Here is a 20868-nt window from a genome sequence, read left to right on the forward strand (position 1 = left end):
CGTTCCGTTACAGCGGAGCGGGTTTTTTATTTCTTTTGACATGTAACCGTGCCCTTTCCCTGTTCAATTTCGGCAAAATCCACTACAATGAATAGCTGTCCATATATGCAGTTGGATGATCATTCTTATGAATAGCGAGGCATTTCCAGTGAACATGACAACCACAAGTTTTTCGCAAAAAGTAAAACAATTCCTGATCATATTTTTACCCATATTCACAACACAGATCGCCCTGTCTGCCATGTCCTTCTTCGATACCAATATGTCAGGCAAGTTTTCCCCGGCGGATTTGGCTGGTGTAGCCATAGGTACGAGTCTGTGGATGCCAGTACAAACCGGGCTTAGTGGAATTCTCATCGGAATCACTCCTGTGGTTTCCCATCTGCTGGGATCCAAACGCAACGATCAGATCGGACACAGTGTTATACAGGCACTCTATCTGGGCATTGCCGTCAGTCTTGCCGTTCTTGCCATAGGAGCCATGATCCTTACCCCAATACTGAACGGGATGCCGCTGGAACCACGGGTTGCCCAGGTTGCCCTATATTTTTTGTGTGCGCTGGCTTTTGGAATCCTTCCACTATTCGGATATACCGTGCTGCGCAGTTTCATGGATGCACTTGGGCAGACACGAATCACCATGTTCATCACGTTAGTGTCGCTGCCAGTTAATATTTTGCTGAATTATTTACTCATCTTCGGACGCTGGGGTTTTCCCCAGCTGGGGGGTGTGGGCGCAGGTGTGGCTACCGCGTGTACGTACTGGATTATTTTCCTTATCAGCATTTTCTTTGTGCATCGGATTGAGCCTTTTGCCCAGTATGGGGTGTTTCGTCACCTCTCTGGCGTATCGCTGGGAAAATGGAAGGAACTCCTCAAAATCGGGGTGCCCATCGGCTTCGCTACTTTTTTTGAAACATCGATCTTTGCTGCCGTGACGTTAATGATGAGCCGGTTTGACACCATCACGATTGCTGCCCATCAGGCTGCCCTCAATTTCGCGTCTACGCTGTACATGCTGCCAGTGAGCATATGTATGGCCCTTACCATCCTTGTTGGATTTGAGGCGGGTGCTGGACGTTTAAGAGATGCCAAACAGTACAGTCTGCTTGGTATTGGCGGAGCCATTGTACTATCGCTGCTGACAGCGGTTGTATTGCTCGTCTTTGGAGAACAAATTGCAGGTCTGTATTCAAACGAACGTGAGGTCATTGCCTTAACTCAACATTTCCTCATTTATGCCATCTTCTTTCAGATATCGGATGCCATTGCTACCCCAACCCAAGGTGCACTTCGGGGATACAAAGATGTTAATCCTGCGTTGATGATTACGTTTGTGGCTTATTGGATCATTGGTCTTCCTGTAGGCTACCTTACAGCCACGTATACATCGCTCGGCGCTTTTGGCTACTGGATCGGTCTTATTGCCGGCCTTGCTGTCGGTGCCACTGCACTGCTCTGGAGACTGTTCCTGGTTCAGCGGAAAGCTGCGGTTCGCATGATTGAACAATCAAATTAATCAGACAGGATACAAGAAGCTAAGCAAGCTCACGGTTACTTCACATCACATTTCATGTGATGCAAAAAGAGCACAGCGCCGTCAACACGGGCTGTGCTCTTTTGATTGTTGTTTATTGAGATAAACGTTGTGCAAGTTCGTACGTGTTCATGTCGAAATCTTTTTTCGTGTTAACGACTTTATCGATATCTGTCAGGACCAGCTCACCTTTGATAATCCCACAACCCTTGTCAGTCTCACCGGCAATCAGGCTGCGTACAGCGAAGTCTCCCAGACGGCTGGCAAGGTTACGGTCAAACGGAGTTGGCGTACCGCCACGTTGAATGTGACCCAGTACAGTTACACGCGGCTCATAAGTCGGGCAGCGTTCCATCAGTTCTTTGGCCACATCTTCGCCTTTGCCCACGCCTTCAGCAACGATAATGATACTGTGACGTTTACCATGTGCGAAGTTGGCTTTCATCCGGTCTGCCACTTCATCCATGTCAAATGGAACTTCCGGTACAAGAATCGTTTCGGCACCGGACGCCAGTCCTGCATGAAGTGCAATATCGCCACAATGGCGGCCCATAACCTCAACGATGGAAGAACGTTCGTGGGAAGACATGGTATCACGCAGTTTGTTGACTGCATCAACTACTATACTTACTGCTGTATCGAATCCAATCGTGTAATCCGTAAATGAAATGTCGTTGTCAATGGTTCCTGGGAGGCCCATCGTGTTGATACCCAGTTTGCTCAGTTTGTTGGCACCATTGTAAGAGCCGTCCCCACCGATAACAACCAGACCGTCAATACCACGGGCACGCAGGATGTCTGCTCCCTTTTGCTGGCCTTCCGCCGTGTAGAACTCCTTGCAGCGAGCCGATTGCAGAACCGTTCCGCCACGCTGAATGATATCGCCTACACTGCGCAGATCCATTGGGAAAATATCGTTATTCAACAGACCTTGATACCCGCGTTGAACCCCGTATACTTCGAGACCGTGGAACAATCCGCTGCGAACCACCGCACGAACAGCCGCGTTCATTCCTTGTGAATCACCACCGCTCGTTAAAACTGCGATTTTTTTTACTGCTGTCATGATGTTTCTTCCTCCTCTAGTTTCACTTCAGGCTTCCGCAACAATGCGCCTGACTTACATATGTTTGCGAATCCAGCGACTGAAGATAAAGAAAAAAACTCTGGTCATTGGACTCTTCTTCATCAAACGCTTGGATACGGCGCGAACTTCCTGCTGTTCGCTGACTTTGGGATCAGACAGGTAAATGGCAAGCAGTCCTTCGATAATCATCCGGTGAAAAGCGCTACCCGGAATATTCTGCACATCACTGCGGGCCATCTCCACAATAAAAGCAATGCGGTCCAGCATCGTCTCCACATTCTCGTAGTAATTGCAGAAGTTGAGATCTCCGCCGATACGATCTTCATCCTGATCGATTAAATAATCGAGCATAATGTGCAATGCGCATACATGCGGAAAATAGGCAGTGTGGATCGAGGCCGCCTGCTCTTCAGTCAGCTGATCATCACTTGCAGCCAGAAACAGCATGAATACGCCCAGCGTAGAGCCGGTAGCGGCGGCAAATTCGTTCCAACGGAACTGAGGTGTTCGGTGGCGGTGTTCCGACCACCATTCGAGCAGTGCCGTTTCTCTCAGTTCCGGCTTGATGTGCTTATATACCTGCAGGTCCGTGTATAGGCCTGCCAGATCCTGAATTTGGGGCTTGGCGGACGCATATCCAGGCAGCTGACGCGTCAACTCCTGACATGTTGTCACCAGATTCCGCAAGTATCCACCGTCGTCCTGCTCCTCTCGGAGCGCATAATAATTGACTGGTGTTGCTTCCGGATCTACCGCATCAAGCATGGATTGATGGAGAAGTCGAAAGTCATTCGGGTCCATCGATGTGCTGCGGTCGCACAGATTGTCCAAATAATCACTAATAGTTTGATAAGAAACAATGAGCGGAATCAGGATGTGCCTCTTCGGCATATCAGGCAAAGCATAGACCGTTCCGCCTTCACAGTGAAACTGTTTGTCTTTGAGACTAGCCAGGGCCTGATTGCGTAATTCCTCATTCGGAATTTTCTCGGCCTCAGCGCGCCAGGCAGCCAGTTCTTTCCGCGTTTCCGGAATGGTGTACTTGTACACCCCTCTCATCAATTCCAGCGGTCCCCGCGGATATTGATGTCGACTTTGATTAGATTGGCTCAAAATAAATGTGCCTCCACTTGGTTGAATACGTATTAGAGCGATTTTTAACCAATCCCATTATAATATGAACCCCTTAATTGTACAAATGATCTACCGCATAAACACGGCAAAAAATCGCATCCGCTGCCAAGTCTTTGTGATATACTAAGCATATTTCATCCATCAAAGGAGTCGTTGACATGACGTCAAGTGAGCCTCTCTCGTGGAGACGGTTATTTGCTTTTTTTGTGCCGCTCGGCATATCCGCCTCTTTGGTTACCATTTCTCACGTAATTATTAATAGTACACTCGCCAGATCTGCCCACCCGGAGACGGTCATTGCCAGCTACGCCATTGCCGGCAGTCTGCTGACCCTTACGGAACGCCCCTCCACACTGCTGCGGCAAACCTGTTCTGCGCTGGTACGGGACCGCCTTTCTTTTCAGGCCCTCACATTCGTCACCAAAATATTTCTTGCCTGCGTACTGCTAATTGGATTCCTCATTGTATATTCTCCTATTGGTACAGTGGTTTTTAAATATCTATTTGGCGTAAGTCCCGAACTATTGACCAAAGTGATTGATGTTTATGAAATTCTGATGTACGTCAGCATTTTCTCCGTCATTCGCAATATCTACCAGGGCATCATAATTACGAATAACCGGACCAAATGGCTGACCATCGGCATGTTATTCCGTCTTGGCGGCATGTACGGCCTGTCCCTGTATTTCATCTATACAGACAGCATTAACAGTGGTCGTGTAGGCGCTATCATTTTTGCGGCAGGCATGATGATCGAGGCGCTGGTGAGCTTTCTGGAAGGAAACAGCATCAAGCGAAGCATGCCAGCCAAGCTCGAAGATCACCCTGTTGAAAGCAAGGGAGACGTTTTTCGCTTCTACAAACCGCTTTTGTTATCCAGTTTTGTGGCCCTGTTCATCGGACCCGTCATCAATATCGTACTTGGCAAAACAACCGGAATTGCGCTGGCCATCTCTTCTTTTGCTGTAGCCAGCAGTCTGATGCAGCTTATGTTGAGCTTTTTTACTTATATCCATCAAATTGTGCTGAACTTCTATCAGATTGATGCCAAACTGGTGAAAAAATTTGCACTGGTCACCGGATTTATTCCGTTTGCCATGACTGTATCCATTGCCTACACCCCCCTGGGTCCCTGGGTACTGGAGAATGTAATGAGCGTTCAAGGCAACCTGCTGCAGCAAAGCTTATGGACACTGCGTGCCTTTGTACTATTCCCGCTGATTTCGCCTTTTCTCGACTTCAGCAATGGACTGATTCTGCTGCGGGGGCAAACCAAAACGATGTTTCGTTCCCAGTCAGCCAATGCCATCTGTACAGTTATCGTACTGCTCATTCTGGTCAGCATATTTCCAGCGTGGAACGGCATGATCGGAGCTGTCGCCCAGTCTCTTGGCCTGCTTGCCGAACTGATCATTGTCTGGCTTGTCATCCGGCGCACGCAGAAAGAGCCTTCCATGTCTGCTGCACCGTCCGGAAAATCACCTTCACTTAAAGGCTAAATATTGAAATGCATTGAAGAATGGAGTCTCTCAACATGAAATTAAGTCACAACGCCCGCCCGGATCAAAACTGGCTGCGGGCACTAATGTTCACGATCTTCGGCTCGACCGTACTGGTGGTATCCTATCTTCAGCTGTATTTCAGTCATCTGGGTTTCAGCCGGGCTGAAATTGGCTACCTGTACGGGATCGGTCCACTTGTCTCGGTATTCTCCAACATGTTCTGGAGCATGGCCAGTGACCGCTATAAAACCGTCCGCAAAGTCATGATCATTCTGCTTGGCGGACAATTGATTACAGGTGTCATGCTGGCAAATGCCACGTCCTTCGGACAGGTATTTATCCTGGTAACCTTGTTTTACTTTTTCTACTATCCGGTATATCCACTTGCCGATACGATGGCAATTACAACCGCAAGCAAATATGGTCGCAATTTCACGTCCATTCGTGTTTTCGGCTCAATCGGCTACGCATTTTTTGCATTAAGCATCGGATATTTTCTTGGCTCTTTTGGACCGGGATGGACGATGTGGGTGTGCATCGCACTTGCGGCCATTACACTTCTGATCGGTTTCCGATTACAAGATCAGGAACAACCCGCTGGCAGCACCAGTAAAATGGACCTTTCAGGGCTGTGGGCGATCCTGAAACGCAGGGATGTCCTTAGCTTTTTCGGCTGTGTCTTCCTGCTGGCACTGGGTCACCGGATGAACGAGGCTTTTCTCACCATCACACTGAAGGACCTCGGTGCCAGTGAAGGGCTGATCGGCTGGTCTTTGCTCATCTCTTCCGTAAGTGAAATTCCGATATTCCTACTGCTCAGCAAGTATGGCAATCGTTATAAGGAGCTTCCACTCCTCACGTTTGCTGCACTGATGTACACCATTCGTCTATTGCTAATGTCTGTCTCGGATACACCTGCGGCTGTTGTTGCCATCCAGACCATGCACAGCGTTACCTTCGGCATTTTCTACGTAACAGCCGTCCGCTATATTACCCGCCTTGTTCCCGATGCGTATCGCGCAACAGGAATGGCCCTGTTCACCATTGTGTGGTCCAGTGCCTCTGGACTGCTCAGCGGAACGTTTGGCGGTTTGATATTGGATCATGCCGGCAGACATGTTTTCTATCTCACAGCGATGGCATTTTCACTCGCTGCACTTATTGGATTCGTCCTAAACCTGCTGTCCAGCATGACTAATCGTGCACAATGAGCGCAACACAGCCTTTGCCACATATGAACACAAAAAAGCACAGTCTCCCGAGGGGGACTGTGCTTGGGTTCATTATATTCAGCTATAAGCCAATCATTTATAAGAAATCCGATAAACGGAAAAATCTTACAATTTAATTACGTTAGCTGCTTGAGGACCACGGTTTCCATCAGTGATTTCGAATTCTACCGCTTGACCTTCTTCCAATGTTTTAAAGCCGTCGCCTTGGATTGCGGAGAAATGTACGAATACGTCCTCGCCGCCTTCAACTGAAATAAAGCCATAGCCTTTTTCTGCGTTAAACCATTTAACTGTACCTTTCAAATGAACAACCTCCTAAAAATATCGCCATCTATGGCGAATACCCTCATTATACTGTATGACTTTCTACATTGCAATTTATCTTTTCAATAAATGCGGAAAAAATTTGCTTTGAATCGTAGGGTACGGTATCATTTTACCAAAACCGTTAGTTTGGAGACTACCTATGATAAAAAAACATGAAATATACAAAACCGACAAGTGGAATATGATGACTGTGGAAGTACAGGGCAAATATCTCGTACTCCGTGAAATTTCCGAAGAATGGGGCGAGGAATGCCACACATTTCTCAGCCGTCCTGCCTTGATGCACTGGGCTGAACGCCGTTTTCCTAAGGCTGATTTTGAGAACCGCGAAGATGAATGGCGTCAATTGATGGCTGCTTTCAAAGAGGTGTAATGGATGCCGCTTGACTCAAGCAATGTCGTCATCTTCATTATCCTTGCCTTTTCCCTGGGAGCTGTACTTATTCTGGGACGCAATTCCATCCCGGACCGGCTTCGGCGGGGAATGGCTCTTATTGCCACACTACTGATTTGTTTTGCTTTTTTCCTGATTGTTTATTTCCTGTCCAACATGGGAGCCTAGTGCTCTCAAATATTTCAACAGGCCCGAGGCCATACTATATCGGATGGTTCGTATAGTGAGGAGGAAGGCCGCTTGAAATACCGCAAATCGCTGTTCATTATGCTAGTACTCAGTTTGATCCCTTCGTCTCTCTCCGCACAAGCGAGCGAGCCGGGGGCAGACTGGTCTATACATCAACTTCATCAAAGGAGGATTCCCATGAGTCAATTATTGAAACGTTCCGAGGTGCCAACTGAACATACCTGGAAACTCGAAGATTTGTTCGCCGATCAGAAAGCCTGGGATCAGGAATACGAAGAAGTAACGTCTCTGACCAAGAAAGCCTCCGAATTTCAAGGCAAGCTGAACAAGCCGGAATCTCTTAAGGCATGCTTCGAACTCGAAGATGAGGTAAGTCTCAAAATTGAACGCCTCTTTGTGTATGCCCGCATGCATCAAGATGAAGACACAGCTAATCCTACATACCAAAACCTGTCCCAAAAGGCGCAAAAGCTGAGTGTACGTGTTGGCGAAGCTCTTTCCTTTGTGACACCCGAAATTCTCTCCCTACCGGATGATCAGCTGGATGCATTTATTGCCGATGAGCAATTGTCTGCATTCAAGTTCACGCTGGAAGAGATGAAACGTGAAAAGGCGCATGTCCTGAGCAAAACGGAGGAAGCTCTGCTTGCACAGGTGGGCAACTTGTCCCAGGCACCACAGACGATCTTCAGCATGCTGAATAACGCTGATCTCAAGTTTCCCAAAATCAAGGACGAACATGGCAACGAAGTGGAACTTACCCACGGAAGTTACATTCAGTTCCTGGAGAATCCCAATCGCGAAGTTCGTGAACGTGCTTTCAAAGCCGTATATGAAACGTACTCCAAGCAGAAAAACACCATTGCTGCAGCCCTAAATGCCAACGTTACCAAAAACATGTTCTATGCCAACGTCCGCAAGTATCCGTCCGTCATGGAGATGTCCCTGTACGGTGACAACATTCCAACAGATGTGTACACCAACCTGGTGGATACCATTCATGAGAGCCTTCCACTGCTGCACCGTTATATGGATCTGCGCAAAAAATTGCTCGGTGTGGACCAACTGCATATGTACGATCTGTTCGCTCCACTGGTCGATGAGTATAAAATGGATATTACCTATGAGGAAGCCAAACAAACCGTTAAAGATGGTTTGAAACCGCTTGGCAAGGATTATGCAGATGCTTTGCAGGCGGGTTATGATGACCGCTGGATCGACGTATACGAGAACGAAAATAAACGATCAGGCGCATACAGCTGGGGTGCATATGGCACTCACCCATACGTCTTGCTTAACCACAAAGACAATCTGAACAGCATGTTTACACTGGCACATGAAATGGGTCATGCCCTGCATTCGTATTATTCGGATACTTCCCTGCCATATCGGGATGCACAATATACCATTTTCCTTGCAGAAGTTGCATCCACAACCAACGAGGCGCTGCTGATGGATTATCTGCTTAACAAATCTACGGATCCAAAGGAAAAGCTGTATCTGTTGACATACTATGCAGATCAATTCCGCACCACCGTGTTCCGTCAAACGATGTTTGCAGAATTCGAGAAAATCATTCATGAGCGTGCAGAAGAAGGCGAAGCCCTTACGCCGCAGCTGCTCTCTGAAATTTATTATGACCTTAACGTCAAATACCATGGAAATAGCATGGCTGTTGACAAGGATATCGAGATGGAGTGGGCGCGTATCCCCCATTTCTATAACAGCTTTTATGTTTACAAATACGCAACCGGCTTCTCTGCAGCGACAAGCTTCTCCAAACAGATTCTCGAAGAAGGTCAGCCTGCGGTAGACCGTTATCTCGGCTTCCTCAAGAGTGGTGGAAGTGACTACTCCATCAATATTCTGAAAAAAGCAGGCGTGGATATGTCTTCACCACAGCCAATTCGCGAAGCCATGAGTGTCTTCAAAGAATTGATTGAACAAATGGAACAATTGACCAAATAAGGTTGCCCTACTGTTCCATGTGACCTGCATCCCTTGCCCGAATGGGCAAGGGATTTTATCATCAAGCCAGATGCACAACGCCTTCTTTGGGGTAATGCATTCTATTCCTGAATTGTTCAACAAGGAGGCACCACCATGAAAATGCAATGGACCCTCATCGCAGGTCTTGTTTTTGCACTTCTTACCGGAATCTTCGCTGTAATTAATGTGGATTCCGTGCAGGTCAACCTGCTCTTTAACACGGTTCAAATTCCATTAATCCTGCTGATTTTAGGCTGTACCCTGATCGGTGGAATCATTGTAGGATCCTATGGCATTTTCCGCCAATATCGATTGCAGCGCGAGAACAAGCAATTGAAACTGCGTATAACCGAATTGGAAAACTCCACTTCAAGTTACTCGTCACCCGAGTCCTATACAACGACGGAACCATTCGGAGCGACAGAACCGGATAGTATTGCTCAAACGGATTCCATCCAGAGTGGGCGTAAAGGAAATTCTGCGGATACGCTGTAAGAAGAAGAAACAGCCTGCTGGCATAAGGAATGGTTTGACCCATTCTACCAGACAGGCTGTATTCTTGTTTAACGGAACACCCATTATTAAGGAGGAAGCTCTATATGAATTTTACAATTAATGAATCCTACGTCTTGACCTTTCTGAAAAAGCTGCTGGATACTCCAAGTCCGAGTGGTTTCACACACCACATTATGGAGATGATCCGGGAAGAAGCAAAATCATTGAATGTCACATTCGAATTAAACAACAAAGGCGGAGCCGTACTTACTTTGCCTGGTGAGGATTCATCCAAAACGGTTGGACTTAGTGCACACGTGGACACTTTAGGTGCCATGGTACGTTCCATCACTTCTTATGGTACGCTCAAGCTGACTTCTGTTGGTGGATTCTCCATGCATAGTATAGAAAATGAGTATTGTACCATCCATACACGTGATGGCAAGACATACACCGGTACCATTCTCTCCCTGCATCCTTCTGTTCACGTCTACCCTGATGCCCGCACCTTTGAGCGTACGGAGAGCCATATGGAAGTTCGAATTGATGAAGTGGTCTCGTCCAAGGAAGACGTTCTGGGACTGGGCATCGGCGTGGGTGACTTTATTTCTTTTGACGCACGTGCGGTAATTACACCAAGCGGTTATATCAAGTCACGTCATCTGGATGACAAAGCCAGTGTTGCTGCCCTGTTCGGCATCTTGGAATCAGCTCATCGGGAAGGCTGGAAGCCACTACATAACATTTCTCTGCTTATTTCGAACTATGAAGAAGTTGGACATGGTGCCTCCTATATCCCGGCAGAAATCAGTGAACTGATCGCTGTAGATATGGGAGCAATGGGTGATGATCTCAGCTGTAAAGAAACGGATGTATCCATTTGCGCCAAAGACTCCTCTGGCCCGTATGATTATGACATGACGAGCCGACTGATTGAGCTTGCCAAACAAGCGAATCTTGATTACGTAGTCGATATTTATCCACAATACGGCTCTGACGGTAGTGCCGCCTTGCGAGGTGGTAATAACATTCGTGCTGCGCTGATTGGTCCGGGGGTTCACGCATCCCATTCCATGGAGCGTACTCACAAGGATGCCGTTCTGAATACGGCCCGATTGCTGGCTGCATACATCACAACCAAGTAGTCAAGCGCCCATGCCGCAATAATAAACGAAGATGCCAGCAACAGCTCATTCAGGCTGCCTGGCATCTTTTTTTTACTCTTATCTGAATATCCCATCCTAGTCAGCCTGCTCCACATACCGAAGATATCGCTGCTCTAGTCCTGTTAAATCTCGCTCATGATCACGAATTTCATTTTTCAATACATGCAATGTACGGCGAACCGTATGCAAGCCATCCTCCACCTGGGATTCCGCTTTGCGTATTTTGTCCTGTACCATCCAGTCCACAAAGAGATTGTCGAAGAAATAATCTGCAAAGGATAACAAACCTCCTAGCTCCAGGTCCGTGTGTACAGCCATTTTTACATCTTCCAACTCCTTCTGGAATCGTTTCAGATGTCTCCCAGCTTCGGTTATGGCAGATTGCGCGTCATCCATACGACTGCGTTTGATATGGGTAGATATCATGCCTCCGCCCATCATGTCGTAAACTCCCCAATTTCCTGCAGACTTCAACGCATCTCCGGCACGATTCAGTGCACTCAGTAACCGTTCACCTTCACGATCTGCTTCCTTAAGTTCCTTCATTTCTCCGCGCAAATGCTCCAGATCCTCTGCCAACTGCCTCAGTTCATCATTGTTCGTCAGAAGCTGATTTTCCTTTTTGCCCCACAACACCTTGTAATCATTTTCCCAAAATCGATATTTACTCTGCGCATCCAGTTCGCGCTGCACTTCCTTGCGCTGCTCATGGATGTCGTTTAACATTTGGCAGGCTGTATCGTATTCAGCCTTACTCTCCATTAGCTCCAGTTCTTCCTTCTCCAAGCGCTCCTGCTTTTTGCCGATCAGATTATAGAAAAATGCAGACAGCGTCATGCTATTCAGCCGATCCACATCATTCTGCTCCTTCTGGAGATGTTCCAGACGCCGCTGTACTTTCGTTTGCCACTCAGCTTCTTCCTGATTCAACTTCTCCAGCCGATTGTTCCACTTCTCGTAAATTCTCCCCTTCTCCTTGAGCACAGCCAGTTGTTCATTCAGTTCTTTGTACATAAATGTGGTGTTCGCTCCCTTCACTGGAATCATTTCCACAGCATTTTGCATAATTCGATTCAACTCGCTCACGAGTACAAGATATAGACAAATAGAACCATTTTGATCTATATCTCGCTGATTGAAAGGCGCTCTTTGGATTTATGCAAAATGCTTACTTATTAAGTACAACGTAATGGATATGGTTAACGTTTCATATAAAAAACGCCATCCCTCAAAACACAGCGTCAAGCCGCATTTCAAAAGATGACGATTTATTCATTAACGATTAGGATTTACTTTTCTCAATCTGCTCTGCAAGCTCATTCAGGAACGTCCAGCGTTCCATCAGTTCCTCCAGGTGACGCTCTGCCTCGGCCTGCTCTGCCATCAGTTCCTGCAGACGGGCTGAATCACTGAAGGATTCCTCCATCGCAGTGGTAATCCGCGCAAGATTGGCTTCGGCTTTCTCAATATTCTCATCAATCTGATCAAATTCCCGTTGTTCCTTGAAGCTGAATTTCAGCTTGGGTTTGGCGGCAGCAGCAGGCTTGACCTCATCCGTTCCTGCTTTTTTCGCTGCTGAACCAGTATCGCTCACCTGAGAAGCTCCCGGTGCATTCTTCAGCATCCATTCCGCGTACTCACTATAGTCGCCAACATGAACCCGAATGGCACCATCGCCCTCGAATGCCAGCACTTTATCCACGGTACGATCCAGGAAATAGCGATCATGGGATACAACGAAAACAACACCGGGAAAGTCATCCAGGTAATCTTCGAGTACCGCCAGCGTCTGAATATCCAGATCGTTGGTCGGCTCATCCAGAAGCAGTACATTCGGCGCAGCCATCAGCACACGCAGCAGATAGAGACGACGCTTCTCTCCACCTGACAGACGAGAGATGGGCGTCCACTGTGATGCAGGTGTGAAAAGGAACCGCTCCAGCATCTGGGCTGCTGTGATTAGGGACCCATCGGCAGTCCGCACATTCTCGGCCACTTCCTTGATATATTCAATGACTCGCAGAGATTCATTCATCTCCTGATGCTCTTGCGTGAAGTAGCCCAGATTGACGGTTGGACCAAGAACCACCTCACCGGCATCCGGCTCCAGTTTGCCAGAGATCATCTGCAGCAATGTCGATTTACCACTGCCGTTCGGTCCAACGATACCCACCCGGTCGCCAGGTACGGCAATATAGCTTAGATCTTCAATTAATTTGCGATCGCCCGCCGATTTGGACAAATGCTCAATCTCCAGAATCTTTTTGCCCAATCGGGTGGATCCTACCGAAACCTCTAATGAGCCAGAACGATTAGGACCTTGTTGGTCCTTCAGCTGTTCGAACCGGTCAATTCTCGCTTTTTGTTTTGTTGTCCGTGCCTTGGCTCCGCGACGGATCCAGGCAAGCTCCGAACGCAGCAGATTTTGCCGCTTTTGTTCCGATGCTGATTCGCGTTCTTCCCGCTCTGCTTTCAATTCAAGGAAACGGGTGTAGTTTGCCTCATACCGGAACAAACGTCCATGATCCAGCTCCAGCATCACATTCGCCACACGATCCAGGAAATAGCGATCATGCGTAATCATGAGGAGCGCACCACGGCGTTTTTGCAAATACTGCTCCAACCAGACGACGGAATCATTATCGATATGGTTCGTCGGCTCATCCAGAATGAGAAGCTCACAGGGATGAATCAATGCAGAAGCAAGAGCCACCCTTTTGCGCTGTCCACCGGACAATGTTCCCATTAGGGCATCGAACTGACGGATACCAAGTTTGGACAGAATGCTTTTTGCTTCACTTTCCATCTGCCAGATCTGGAGCTGTTCCATCTGCTGGTTCAGACGCAATAACCGTTCTTGCAATGCTGGATCGGAAGGATTGAGTTCCAACAGTTCCATCGTCTCCGTATATTCACGCATTGTTTTCATCTCTGGCCCATCGCCCTCAAATACTTGCTGCAGTACGGTATTATCAGGGTTATACTCAGGATTCTGTGCCAGAAACTGAATACGCACGTCATTACCAATCGCAATCTGTCCTTCATCTGCCGGCTCCATGCCTGCAATCACACGCAGAAACGTGGATTTTCCTGTTCCGTTCACACCAACGACGCCGATCTTGTCCTGATCCCCCATGCCAAATGAGGCATCCTTGAACAATATTTTCTCGCCGTAGCTTTTCGAAATTTGCTCTACCGTCATTATGTTCATTGCTCGTTACCCACTTCTCTGTAAATTGAAATTCAATATTCTCTTGATTCCACGCACATGATGATAATTACACTTGTAAAAAGGAACGGCATCCGTCCAGAAATAGCGCCGCTGCAAAAGCAATTCGTTTATTCAGGTCCTCCTCATTGAATTCCGGATTCAGCATGATATCCATCTTCAATCGGTCCAAAATTCCGATGTAAGCTTCAGCCAGAAGCACGGGTTCAGGTACGCTTGCACTTTTCAGCACCTCACAAACCATGCTCATGTACTCATTCATGAATGCCTTCATAAATTTCATCAAGTCCGGATCATTGTTGGGTGCCATAAAAAACAGTTTTGTATGATTGCGCCGCTCGTAATAATAGGTCAGGTGCGTCTTGGCAATGGCGCCAAGCTTGTCACCCGTGTTCTCCTGAGATTTCAGAGCATAATCAAGCCTGCTGATAAAACTGTTACAATCCCGTTTGGATACGGCGATAAATAATTGTTCCTTGCTTTTGAAATATAAATAAATGGTGCCTTTTGCAATGCCTGCTTCGTCCGCAATATCGGACATTTTCGTCTCATAAAATCCCTTTGAGCCAAAAATACCATAAGCTGCATCCAAAATAGCCTCCGATTTGTCTCCATGCACAGTGCTCACTTGCACTCCCTCCCTACAGCGCCAAAATGTTACCCAAACCGATCGCCAAACATCCTCCGATCACCGAACTCAGGACATTGACGAGATCGTTGCTCATCCATGCCCAGCCACGTGCTCGCACTGTCTTGTGCCCACAATGTTCGCTGACCTCAACTTCGCGCCCACAGGTGGTGCAGCGATACATCAACTGAACCGTTGCTCCCAGATAGGAATCAGCAAACGCTCCAGCCAGTCCACCCACGAGGCCAATGCACGTCCAGCTCAGAAGACCAGGAGTCTCAATGCCTGCGATCCATGAAAAGAAAAATGCACCGGCTCCAATTAACGCTCCACCTATAGCAGCCGCCGTTGTACCAAGAAATGACACGCCTCCGGATGCGCCAGGGGTCAGCACCTTCCAAGTCACAACTGAACGTGGCGGTTTGCGACTTAGACTTCCGAGCTCGGTAGCCCAGGTATCAGATGTCACGGTTGCCATGACTCCAACAAACGCATATGTCCAAGCCGGGTGTGGTAAGATCCAGTACCCCAGACACAGAACCATGCCGATCCCGCCGTTTGCCAGCACTTGTCCTGCATCCCGATTGCCTGTCTTGGCATACGATTTCTCAAGCTCCTGCTTGCGTTCCTTGCGATATTTGGACAGCAGCGTTGAGGTAATGAAAAATAACAACAGTGTGCCAAACCAAAACAGGTTACCTGCTCCGTAATAGATCGTTCCCATCATCACAGCTGCCAGGCAGCCGGACAAGGTTAGCGACTTCTTCGCGTAGGCAGCACCCGCCACAATAAAAGCGCATACGGCGCCGATAATCCAGTCCATAATCTCTCCTGCATGTGGCAGCATATATCGTCCACATGACGTTTATTATATTTTTGAAATTCAATTATACCACGGTTTGACCCCAATGCCGAAACTCCCGTAGCAGGCATAACAAAAACCTGATTTGGCAACTTTGGAAGCTGCGAAATCAGGTTTGCTTGATAAGATATAACAAATTGCGAATTGCCTTACGAGGTAAGTTTTTCGTTCTATCACTCCATTCAAGTGTTTAGCCCCGCTTCGCTCCGCCAACAACACCATATCGGTACAATACGCGGCGGCCAAACCAGTTGAATAAGCGATCCGTGAGAAAACCCATAAAACCTAAGGAGATTAGGCCAACAAAAATCCAGTCCGTCCGGAAGAACAACCGTGAGTTCCAGATCAGATAACCCACACCCTCATTTGAAGCAATCATCTCTGCTCCGATGATGGCCATGTAGGAAGTTCCCATTGCCAATCGAATACCAGTGAAAATGTATGGTGTGGTCGCCGGAACAACAACATAGAGCAATATCTGCCACTCATTAGCTCCCATGCTGCGAGCTGATCGAATTTTATCTTCTTCAATGGACAGGACACCCGTCAGTGTATTCAGTACGACAATGAAAAATGTGGCATACATGATCAGTGCAATTTTGGATTGTTCCCCAATGCCAAACCAGACCAGGAATAACGTGATGAAAGCGATCGGCGGTATGAATCGAATAAAATTAAGAAAGGGTTCGGCGAACAGCCGAATGATATGAACCTTGCCGATAAGAAGGCCCACCGGAATCGCAAGGGTGCTTCCAAGCACCCAGCCGGCCAAGACACGCGTAAAGCTGATTCCGATATATTGCATCAGCGTGCCATCAGCAATTAATTCACGAGCACCCAGAACCGTATCCCATGGACCAGGAATCACGTCAGGTCCATAGAGCAATGCACCAAGCTGCCATATCAGAATGACTGTAACCCATAACAGCGGGACAGACACCCATTTTTTCTCCAACCATTTCATGGTCCAGTTCACCTCAGTTATTCTTCAAAATGGCTTTGAATCCGGTCATACAGGGTATTGAACTCTGCCGAAGCCATATTTCTCGGATAAGGCTGAGTATTATGATATATATCCGTGATATTGGATGAAGGACCTACCGACATAATTCCGATCCGTTCACCGAGCAACAGCGCCTCCTGGATATCATGGGTGACAAAAATGACGGTCTTATGTGTTTCCCTCCAGATATTCACCAGTTCCTTTTGCATGACCCTCCGGGTCATGGCATCCAATGCACCGAATGGTTCATCCATGAGAAGAATCGCTGAATCATTGGCGAGTACCCGTGCCAGTTGAACCCGCTGCTTCATGCCTCCCGACAGTTCCTTCGGGAATTTACCCTCATGTCCCTTCAATCCTACGAGCTGGATATATCGATCAGAAATCACACGCCGCTCAGACTTATCCACCTTGGACATCCGAAGTCCAAATTCAACATTTTCCCTTACGGTAAGCCATGGAAAAAGCGAGGAATCTGCCTGCTGGAATACCATCGCACGATCTCTTCCAGGTTTGTCAATCTCCTTGTTATTCACTTTAAGCTGTCCACCCGACTTGGAGATAAAACCCGCGATCATGTTAAGTAAAGTTGACTTTCCACAGCCGCTGGGCCCAAGCAGTACGAAGAACTCGCCTCCCTTGATGACCAGATCGACATCCTTGATAATATAATGCACATCTCCATGCGCCGGGGCGTTATACGTTTTTCGAAGCTGTTCAATATGAATCGTATGATGATCAGCTGGTAAGGACATAAGGACACCTCCAATTCATTTTTAGTTATTCAGCATAGGTCACTTTATCGGGCAGTGCCTGCTTCAGGAGTTCCAGGTTCAACTTGCCTTTAAGATCGAAGTCCTGCTCAATGATCCCGTTATCCACCATATATTGCTTCTGTCCTGCCAAACTGTCATAGGCTTCCTGGGTAAACCCAACGACCCACGGATTGATGGGAAGATCCTTCAACGTAGCCTCCTTGGGTTGTTTCGTCTCCTTATACATTAAATCCGCTACCTCTTCAGGATGCGCTTGGGCATATGTCGCAGCTTCATCCAGTGCCAGAAGAAAACCCTTTACCGTTTCGGGGTTAGCCTCGATGAACTCATCGCTTGCGACCAGTCCCATGCCAAGCCTTATCGGAGTCTGGGACATATCTGTCAGCTGATGCACACCTTCGAGTGTATCGAACTTATCGGTTAAAGCAGAGCCAATCACCCAGGTGGCATCCAGTTCTCCTTGCTTCAATGCAATATAGGATTCGTCGAAGGCACCTTGACCAACCTGCGTTACATCACCAAGCGCCAGTCCCTGATCCTTCAAATACTCATCCCACAGATACGGAATAAATGTACCGCGAATAAAACTCACTTTCTTGCCCTTCAAGTCGGTACCGGACCGAATCTCCTCTTTGGCATACAGCTTCCATGCAGCTGCTGCTTCATCCGTCGTCTGACCGGCAGAAGCAATGATGGAGTAATCCCCTTTGGCCAGAGCATTCAACACAGGGAAGTCAGCACCGTAGGCAATGTCCACCTGCTTGATAAACAGCGCATTTACGCCTTCTGCCGGTGAACCGAACGTAATACTCTCTGCATCAATACCTTGGCTTTCGAAGAAGCCTTTGGCAATGGCAACCCTGAACGTCGGGTTAGTGCTTGTATCCGCGATGCGAATCTTGACCTTGGCGGCATCACTGGCGGAGCCGCCCTTCGCTTCGGATATGGTTCCGTTAGAAGAACATCCGGATAATATGAATGTCATGGAGAGGAGCATGATCCATGCTCCCTTTAAAATGGCTGTTTTTTTCACAATATGCACCCCGTTCGATCGTTTTATCTTCGCTAGCCTTTAACCGCCTTGTTTTCCCTCATCTGATGTTGCTACACAAGCTGCGCCTTCGACAAACGGCAGTGTTGTCTCTACATTTACTACAGAGTCAGAGCCTTTGGGTGCCGCTCCTGGCACTCTATATGCAGATACATCGATGGCTTCGATCGCAACTTCCTGCGGCTTCTCCAGTTGAGGAATCCATTGATATGGAACACGATACGAACGGTAAACCATATTGGTATTACGCCCATCTTTGTATGGAGAAATATACTCCCACACCAGCTCATGCTCTGCTGTAACTTCAAACAATCTGCCGTTAGACCCTTCTGTAATCAAGGTGTTACCGTTAGGCAAACGCTGGGCGGAGCTGATATATGGACTGTAGAATTTATACGAATCGGTTGGGACAGAAAACCCTGCTTCGGCAGATGTGTATTGCCACACTATTTCCAGCGTCAACGGGTCAATCTCAAGCACGCGCGAATGATCACGAACTGCATGTTTTAAGCCGTATGGAGAAGCTGGATTGGGAAGACCATAACCTGCCCACCCTCCATTATCAAACACCAGCAGATTTCCCTCACCCGGAAGACCTTGAGGAATGATATGTGCATGATGCTGTCCGATAATGGTGCCGATATGCTTCGCTTCAGGAGAGGAATAATCCGGTCCCAGTTTCCATACAATCTTGCCGCTCTGTCTGTCCGTAATGGCAATTATGTTGGCTTCTCTAGCATCCCATATGATGTTATCCGGGTTAAAACGCTCGTCTCCCGCTTCATAAAACCGGTTGGGGCCAACATAGGAAGCCGAATTAATATGCAGCCAATCACCTACACCACCACCAAGGTGACCAAATGAACGCGTGTTCGGGTCACGGTACAATACATTGCGTGCCGCCTCATCAAAACCAAGTTCTTCAAAATGCTCGTTCGGAAGCCATTCCCACAATACATTCCCTTCCCAATCCACTTCGATAATGGCATCATCGAGCAAAGGTTTATCCGAAATTTGTGGATTGCTTACGTTTTTGTGAGCCAGTATCAATGTCTTGCCCCCCTGTGTTTTGGGAGCAAGACCTGGTGCATAGTAACCTACCGGATTGCCCTCACGCTGATAATCATGGTGCTGCCGGGCGTACCACAATGGTTCGTACCCTGGATCTTCGATATGTTCATAGCTATTGTATTTCCAGACGATATTGCCATCCCAATCCACCTGAACCAGATCCACATTATCCTGAATACCAAACTTCGGATCTCTTCTGCCTGTGCTTCCCAGCACATGACCGCCTGGGAAAATCTTGGCCGGAAATCCGAGCAGACCTTTCCACAAGTGAACTTCCTTACCGTTCATATCAATTAATACAACGCCTTCTTCACCTGCCTGATATACCGTGTAACCACCCCAAGCTTTTTCAGGATTATACAGCGTTGCTCCTGTTGGATAAATTGTTGAGTGTCCCATCGTTCTCATCTCTCCCTTGAATTGGTTTGTTGATTTTCAATGCTGGTCAAACGTTAATAACTGAGATAGCTGCTCTTCCCGGAATTCCCCTTTTGCTTCTGTTCAAGGTCATTGTCAACGGACGGATCTTTATCGTCTCTCGTGTTGCTCTCCGCCAGCTCCAGCAGTGTGTCTGAGAACCCTTCCAGATTCGCAATCACCCGCTCATAAAACTGGCTTTGTTGTTCCAGCTCCGCTGCCGTAAACCCCTCAAACAGAAGCGTGATACATCGGGCACCGATATTGCTGTTGCGGTCATACATCTCCCGACCTTTAGCGGTGATGTCCAGCAGGACCGTCCGGCGATCGTCTTCCTTGCGTCTGCGGATCGTAAGCCCCTTTTTCTCAAGCTTGTCAGTCAAAGCGGTTATGGCACCGGAAGTGAAGTCGAGCTGTTCAGCCAGATCCCCCAGCCGCTGTTCTCCTTCTCGAATGATTTTATGCAGGATGAGCATGCCCGGCAGGCTGATGCCCTCCACCGTTATGCGATCCCGCTCCTTGACGAATCGCCTGACCATTTTGCGAAACAGCCAATCCGTTTTCTCCAACGCATCCCAATCTCTCTCATTCATTTCATTTCCTCCTATCCAACCGAAACGTTAGCCAGTACGCAAAAAGGCTCCCGAAGACATTCCATATGGAGTAGTCCCGGGAGCCTTTGGTGGTCCAATCAGCTCGCATCTGTATTCAATTTATTTCACTGTTCATTTAATGAGTGTTAAAATAATTGAGTCCATCATATAACCAACTAACCCAAC

At 47.8% G+C, this 20868-nt stretch carries 20 protein-coding genes; 8 read left to right on the forward strand and 12 right to left on the reverse strand.

Going from position 1 to position 20868, the window contains the following annotated elements; all coding sequences use genetic code 11:
- Positions 1 to 127 precede the first annotated feature (127 nt).
- Positions 128 to 1519 carry an MATE family efflux transporter gene (locus AB3N00_RS08315; RefSeq protein ID WP_413034117.1) on the forward strand — a complete coding sequence of 464 codons (1392 nt, stop codon included), beginning with the start codon at positions 128 to 130 and terminating at the stop codon, positions 1517 to 1519.
- A gap of 112 nt (positions 1520 to 1631) precedes the next feature.
- Here the strand turns inward: AB3N00_RS08315 and pfkA are convergent, their stop codons facing one another.
- Entirely contained in the window at positions 1632 to 2603 is a 972-nt protein-coding gene (pfkA, locus tag AB3N00_RS08320) for a 6-phosphofructokinase (protein ID WP_413034118.1), read from the reverse strand.
- Positions 2604 to 2657: 54 nt separating this feature from the next.
- Positions 2658 to 3737, reverse strand: a complete 1080-nt coding sequence (locus AB3N00_RS08325) for a tetraprenyl-beta-curcumene synthase family protein (protein WP_175399741.1) — start codon at positions 3735 to 3737, stop codon at positions 2658 to 2660.
- 179 nt (positions 3738 to 3916) lie between these two features.
- On the opposite strand from AB3N00_RS08325, the gene AB3N00_RS08330 reads away from it, so the two are divergent.
- Positions 3917 to 5257 carry a multi antimicrobial extrusion protein MatE gene (locus AB3N00_RS08330; protein WP_413034119.1) on the forward strand — a complete coding sequence of 447 codons (1341 nt, stop codon included), beginning with the start codon at positions 3917 to 3919 and terminating at the stop codon, positions 5255 to 5257.
- Between the two features lie 35 nt (positions 5258 to 5292).
- Positions 5293 to 6471 (forward strand): MFS transporter, encoded by a 1179-nt coding sequence (locus AB3N00_RS08335; RefSeq protein WP_413034120.1) that lies wholly within the window; start codon positions 5293 to 5295, stop codon positions 6469 to 6471.
- A gap of 126 nt (positions 6472 to 6597) precedes the next feature.
- On the opposite strand, the gene AB3N00_RS08340 is transcribed toward AB3N00_RS08335, so the two are convergent.
- Positions 6598 to 6795 (reverse strand): cold shock domain-containing protein, encoded by a 198-nt coding sequence (locus AB3N00_RS08340; protein WP_095288023.1) that lies wholly within the window; start codon positions 6793 to 6795, stop codon positions 6598 to 6600.
- A 163-nt stretch (positions 6796 to 6958) separates the two neighbouring features.
- Between AB3N00_RS08340 and AB3N00_RS08345 the strand changes: the two genes are divergently transcribed.
- From AB3N00_RS08345 to AB3N00_RS08365, 5 genes are all read left to right on the forward strand, one after another.
- On the forward strand, positions 6959 to 7192 hold the full coding sequence (locus AB3N00_RS08345) for a hypothetical protein (RefSeq protein ID WP_056700248.1): 234 nt from the start codon (positions 6959 to 6961) through the stop codon (positions 7190 to 7192).
- Positions 7193 to 7195: 3 nt separating this feature from the next.
- Entirely contained in the window at positions 7196 to 7381 is a 186-nt protein-coding gene (locus AB3N00_RS08350; RefSeq protein ID WP_413034121.1) for a hypothetical protein, read from the forward strand.
- Positions 7382 to 7579: 198 nt separating this feature from the next.
- On the forward strand, positions 7580 to 9370 hold the full coding sequence (pepF, locus tag AB3N00_RS08355; protein WP_175399866.1) for an oligoendopeptidase F: 1791 nt from the start codon (positions 7580 to 7582) through the stop codon (positions 9368 to 9370).
- Positions 9371 to 9505: 135 nt separating this feature from the next.
- Entirely contained in the window at positions 9506 to 9886 is a 381-nt protein-coding gene (locus tag AB3N00_RS08360; protein WP_413034122.1) for a LapA family protein, read from the forward strand.
- 104 nt (positions 9887 to 9990) lie between these two features.
- Positions 9991 to 11031, forward strand: coding sequence for a M42 family metallopeptidase (locus tag AB3N00_RS08365; protein WP_413034123.1), 1041 nt, complete (start codon positions 9991 to 9993; stop codon positions 11029 to 11031).
- A 96-nt stretch (positions 11032 to 11127) separates the two neighbouring features.
- On the opposite strand, the gene AB3N00_RS08370 is transcribed toward AB3N00_RS08365, so the two are convergent.
- The 9 genes from AB3N00_RS08370 to AB3N00_RS08410 form a co-directional block, all read right to left on the reverse strand.
- Positions 11128 to 12138, reverse strand: a complete 1011-nt coding sequence (locus AB3N00_RS08370) for a hypothetical protein (protein WP_413034124.1) — start codon at positions 12136 to 12138, stop codon at positions 11128 to 11130.
- Positions 12139 to 12334: 196 nt separating this feature from the next.
- Complete coding sequence (locus AB3N00_RS08375) at positions 12335 to 14263, reverse strand: ABC-F family ATP-binding cassette domain-containing protein (protein WP_413034125.1); 1929 nt, start codon at positions 14261 to 14263, stop codon at positions 12335 to 12337.
- Positions 14264 to 14330: 67 nt separating this feature from the next.
- Positions 14331 to 14909 carry a TetR/AcrR family transcriptional regulator gene (locus tag AB3N00_RS08380; protein ID WP_413034126.1) on the reverse strand — a complete coding sequence of 193 codons (579 nt, stop codon included), beginning with the start codon at positions 14907 to 14909 and terminating at the stop codon, positions 14331 to 14333.
- 13 nt (positions 14910 to 14922) lie between these two features.
- Positions 14923 to 15732 carry a DUF92 domain-containing protein gene (locus AB3N00_RS08385; protein ID WP_413035225.1) on the reverse strand — a complete coding sequence of 270 codons (810 nt, stop codon included), beginning with the start codon at positions 15730 to 15732 and terminating at the stop codon, positions 14923 to 14925.
- A gap of 229 nt (positions 15733 to 15961) precedes the next feature.
- Positions 15962 to 16735: an ABC transporter permease gene (locus AB3N00_RS08390; RefSeq protein ID WP_413034127.1), complete on the reverse strand. Its 774-nt coding sequence runs from the start codon at positions 16733 to 16735 to the stop codon at positions 15962 to 15964.
- A gap of 17 nt (positions 16736 to 16752) precedes the next feature.
- Positions 16753 to 17529: an ABC transporter ATP-binding protein gene (locus tag AB3N00_RS08395; RefSeq protein WP_413034128.1), complete on the reverse strand. Its 777-nt coding sequence runs from the start codon at positions 17527 to 17529 to the stop codon at positions 16753 to 16755.
- 25 nt (positions 17530 to 17554) lie between these two features.
- A complete protein-coding gene (locus AB3N00_RS08400; RefSeq protein WP_413035226.1) occupies positions 17555 to 18547 on the reverse strand; it encodes an ABC transporter substrate-binding protein in 993 nt (330 codons plus the stop codon).
- Positions 18548 to 18622: 75 nt separating this feature from the next.
- On the reverse strand, positions 18623 to 20071 hold the full coding sequence (locus AB3N00_RS08405) for an aryl-sulfate sulfotransferase (protein ID WP_413034129.1): 1449 nt from the start codon (positions 20069 to 20071) through the stop codon (positions 18623 to 18625).
- A 53-nt stretch (positions 20072 to 20124) separates the two neighbouring features.
- Positions 20125 to 20682: a MarR family winged helix-turn-helix transcriptional regulator gene (locus AB3N00_RS08410; protein ID WP_413034130.1), complete on the reverse strand. Its 558-nt coding sequence runs from the start codon at positions 20680 to 20682 to the stop codon at positions 20125 to 20127.
- Between the last annotated feature and the right edge of the window lie 186 nt (positions 20683 to 20868).

It is taken from the genome of Paenibacillus xylanilyticus (assembly GCF_047246825.1).
GTDB classification, from domain to species: Bacteria; Bacillota; Bacilli; order Paenibacillales; family Paenibacillaceae; genus Paenibacillus; species Paenibacillus xylanilyticus_B.

What these genes read in the sequence shown, in the direction of transcription:
- AB3N00_RS08390 (WP_413034127.1), bottom strand. Translation starts at nt 16,735, where the DNA reads ATGAAATGGTTGGAGAAAAAATGGGTGTCTGTCCCGCTGTTATGGGTT.
- AB3N00_RS08410 (WP_413034130.1), bottom strand. Translation starts at nt 20,682, where the DNA reads ATGAATGAGAGAGATTGGGATGCGTTGGAGAAAACGGATTGGCTGTTT.
- pfkA (WP_413034118.1), bottom strand. Translation starts at nt 2,603, where the DNA reads ATGACAGCAGTAAAAAAAATCGCAGTTTTAACGAGCGGTGGTGATTCA.
- AB3N00_RS08335 (WP_413034120.1), top strand. Translation starts at nt 5,293, where the DNA reads ATGAAATTAAGTCACAACGCCCGCCCGGATCAAAACTGGCTGCGGGCA.
- AB3N00_RS08345 (WP_056700248.1), top strand. Translation starts at nt 6,959, where the DNA reads ATGATAAAAAAACATGAAATATACAAAACCGACAAGTGGAATATGATG.
- pepF (WP_175399866.1), top strand. Translation starts at nt 7,580, where the DNA reads ATGAGTCAATTATTGAAACGTTCCGAGGTGCCAACTGAACATACCTGG.
- AB3N00_RS08385 (WP_413035225.1), bottom strand. Translation starts at nt 15,732, where the DNA reads ATGGACTGGATTATCGGCGCCGTATGCGCTTTTATTGTGGCGGGTGCT.
- AB3N00_RS08330 (WP_413034119.1), top strand. Translation starts at nt 3,917, where the DNA reads ATGACGTCAAGTGAGCCTCTCTCGTGGAGACGGTTATTTGCTTTTTTT.
- AB3N00_RS08395 (WP_413034128.1), bottom strand. Translation starts at nt 17,529, where the DNA reads ATGTCCTTACCAGCTGATCATCATACGATTCATATTGAACAGCTTCGA.
- AB3N00_RS08375 (WP_413034125.1), bottom strand. Translation starts at nt 14,263, where the DNA reads ATGAACATAATGACGGTAGAGCAAATTTCGAAAAGCTACGGCGAGAAA.
- AB3N00_RS08405 (WP_413034129.1), bottom strand. Translation starts at nt 20,071, where the DNA reads ATGGGACACTCAACAATTTATCCAACAGGAGCAACGCTGTATAATCCT.
- AB3N00_RS08350 (WP_413034121.1), top strand. Translation starts at nt 7,196, where the DNA reads ATGCCGCTTGACTCAAGCAATGTCGTCATCTTCATTATCCTTGCCTTT.
- AB3N00_RS08315 (WP_413034117.1), top strand. Translation starts at nt 128, where the DNA reads ATGAATAGCGAGGCATTTCCAGTGAACATGACAACCACAAGTTTTTCG.
- AB3N00_RS08365 (WP_413034123.1), top strand. Translation starts at nt 9,991, where the DNA reads ATGAATTTTACAATTAATGAATCCTACGTCTTGACCTTTCTGAAAAAG.
- AB3N00_RS08360 (WP_413034122.1), top strand. Translation starts at nt 9,506, where the DNA reads ATGAAAATGCAATGGACCCTCATCGCAGGTCTTGTTTTTGCACTTCTT.
- AB3N00_RS08400 (WP_413035226.1), bottom strand. Translation starts at nt 18,547, where the DNA reads ATGCTCCTCTCCATGACATTCATATTATCCGGATGTTCTTCTAACGGA.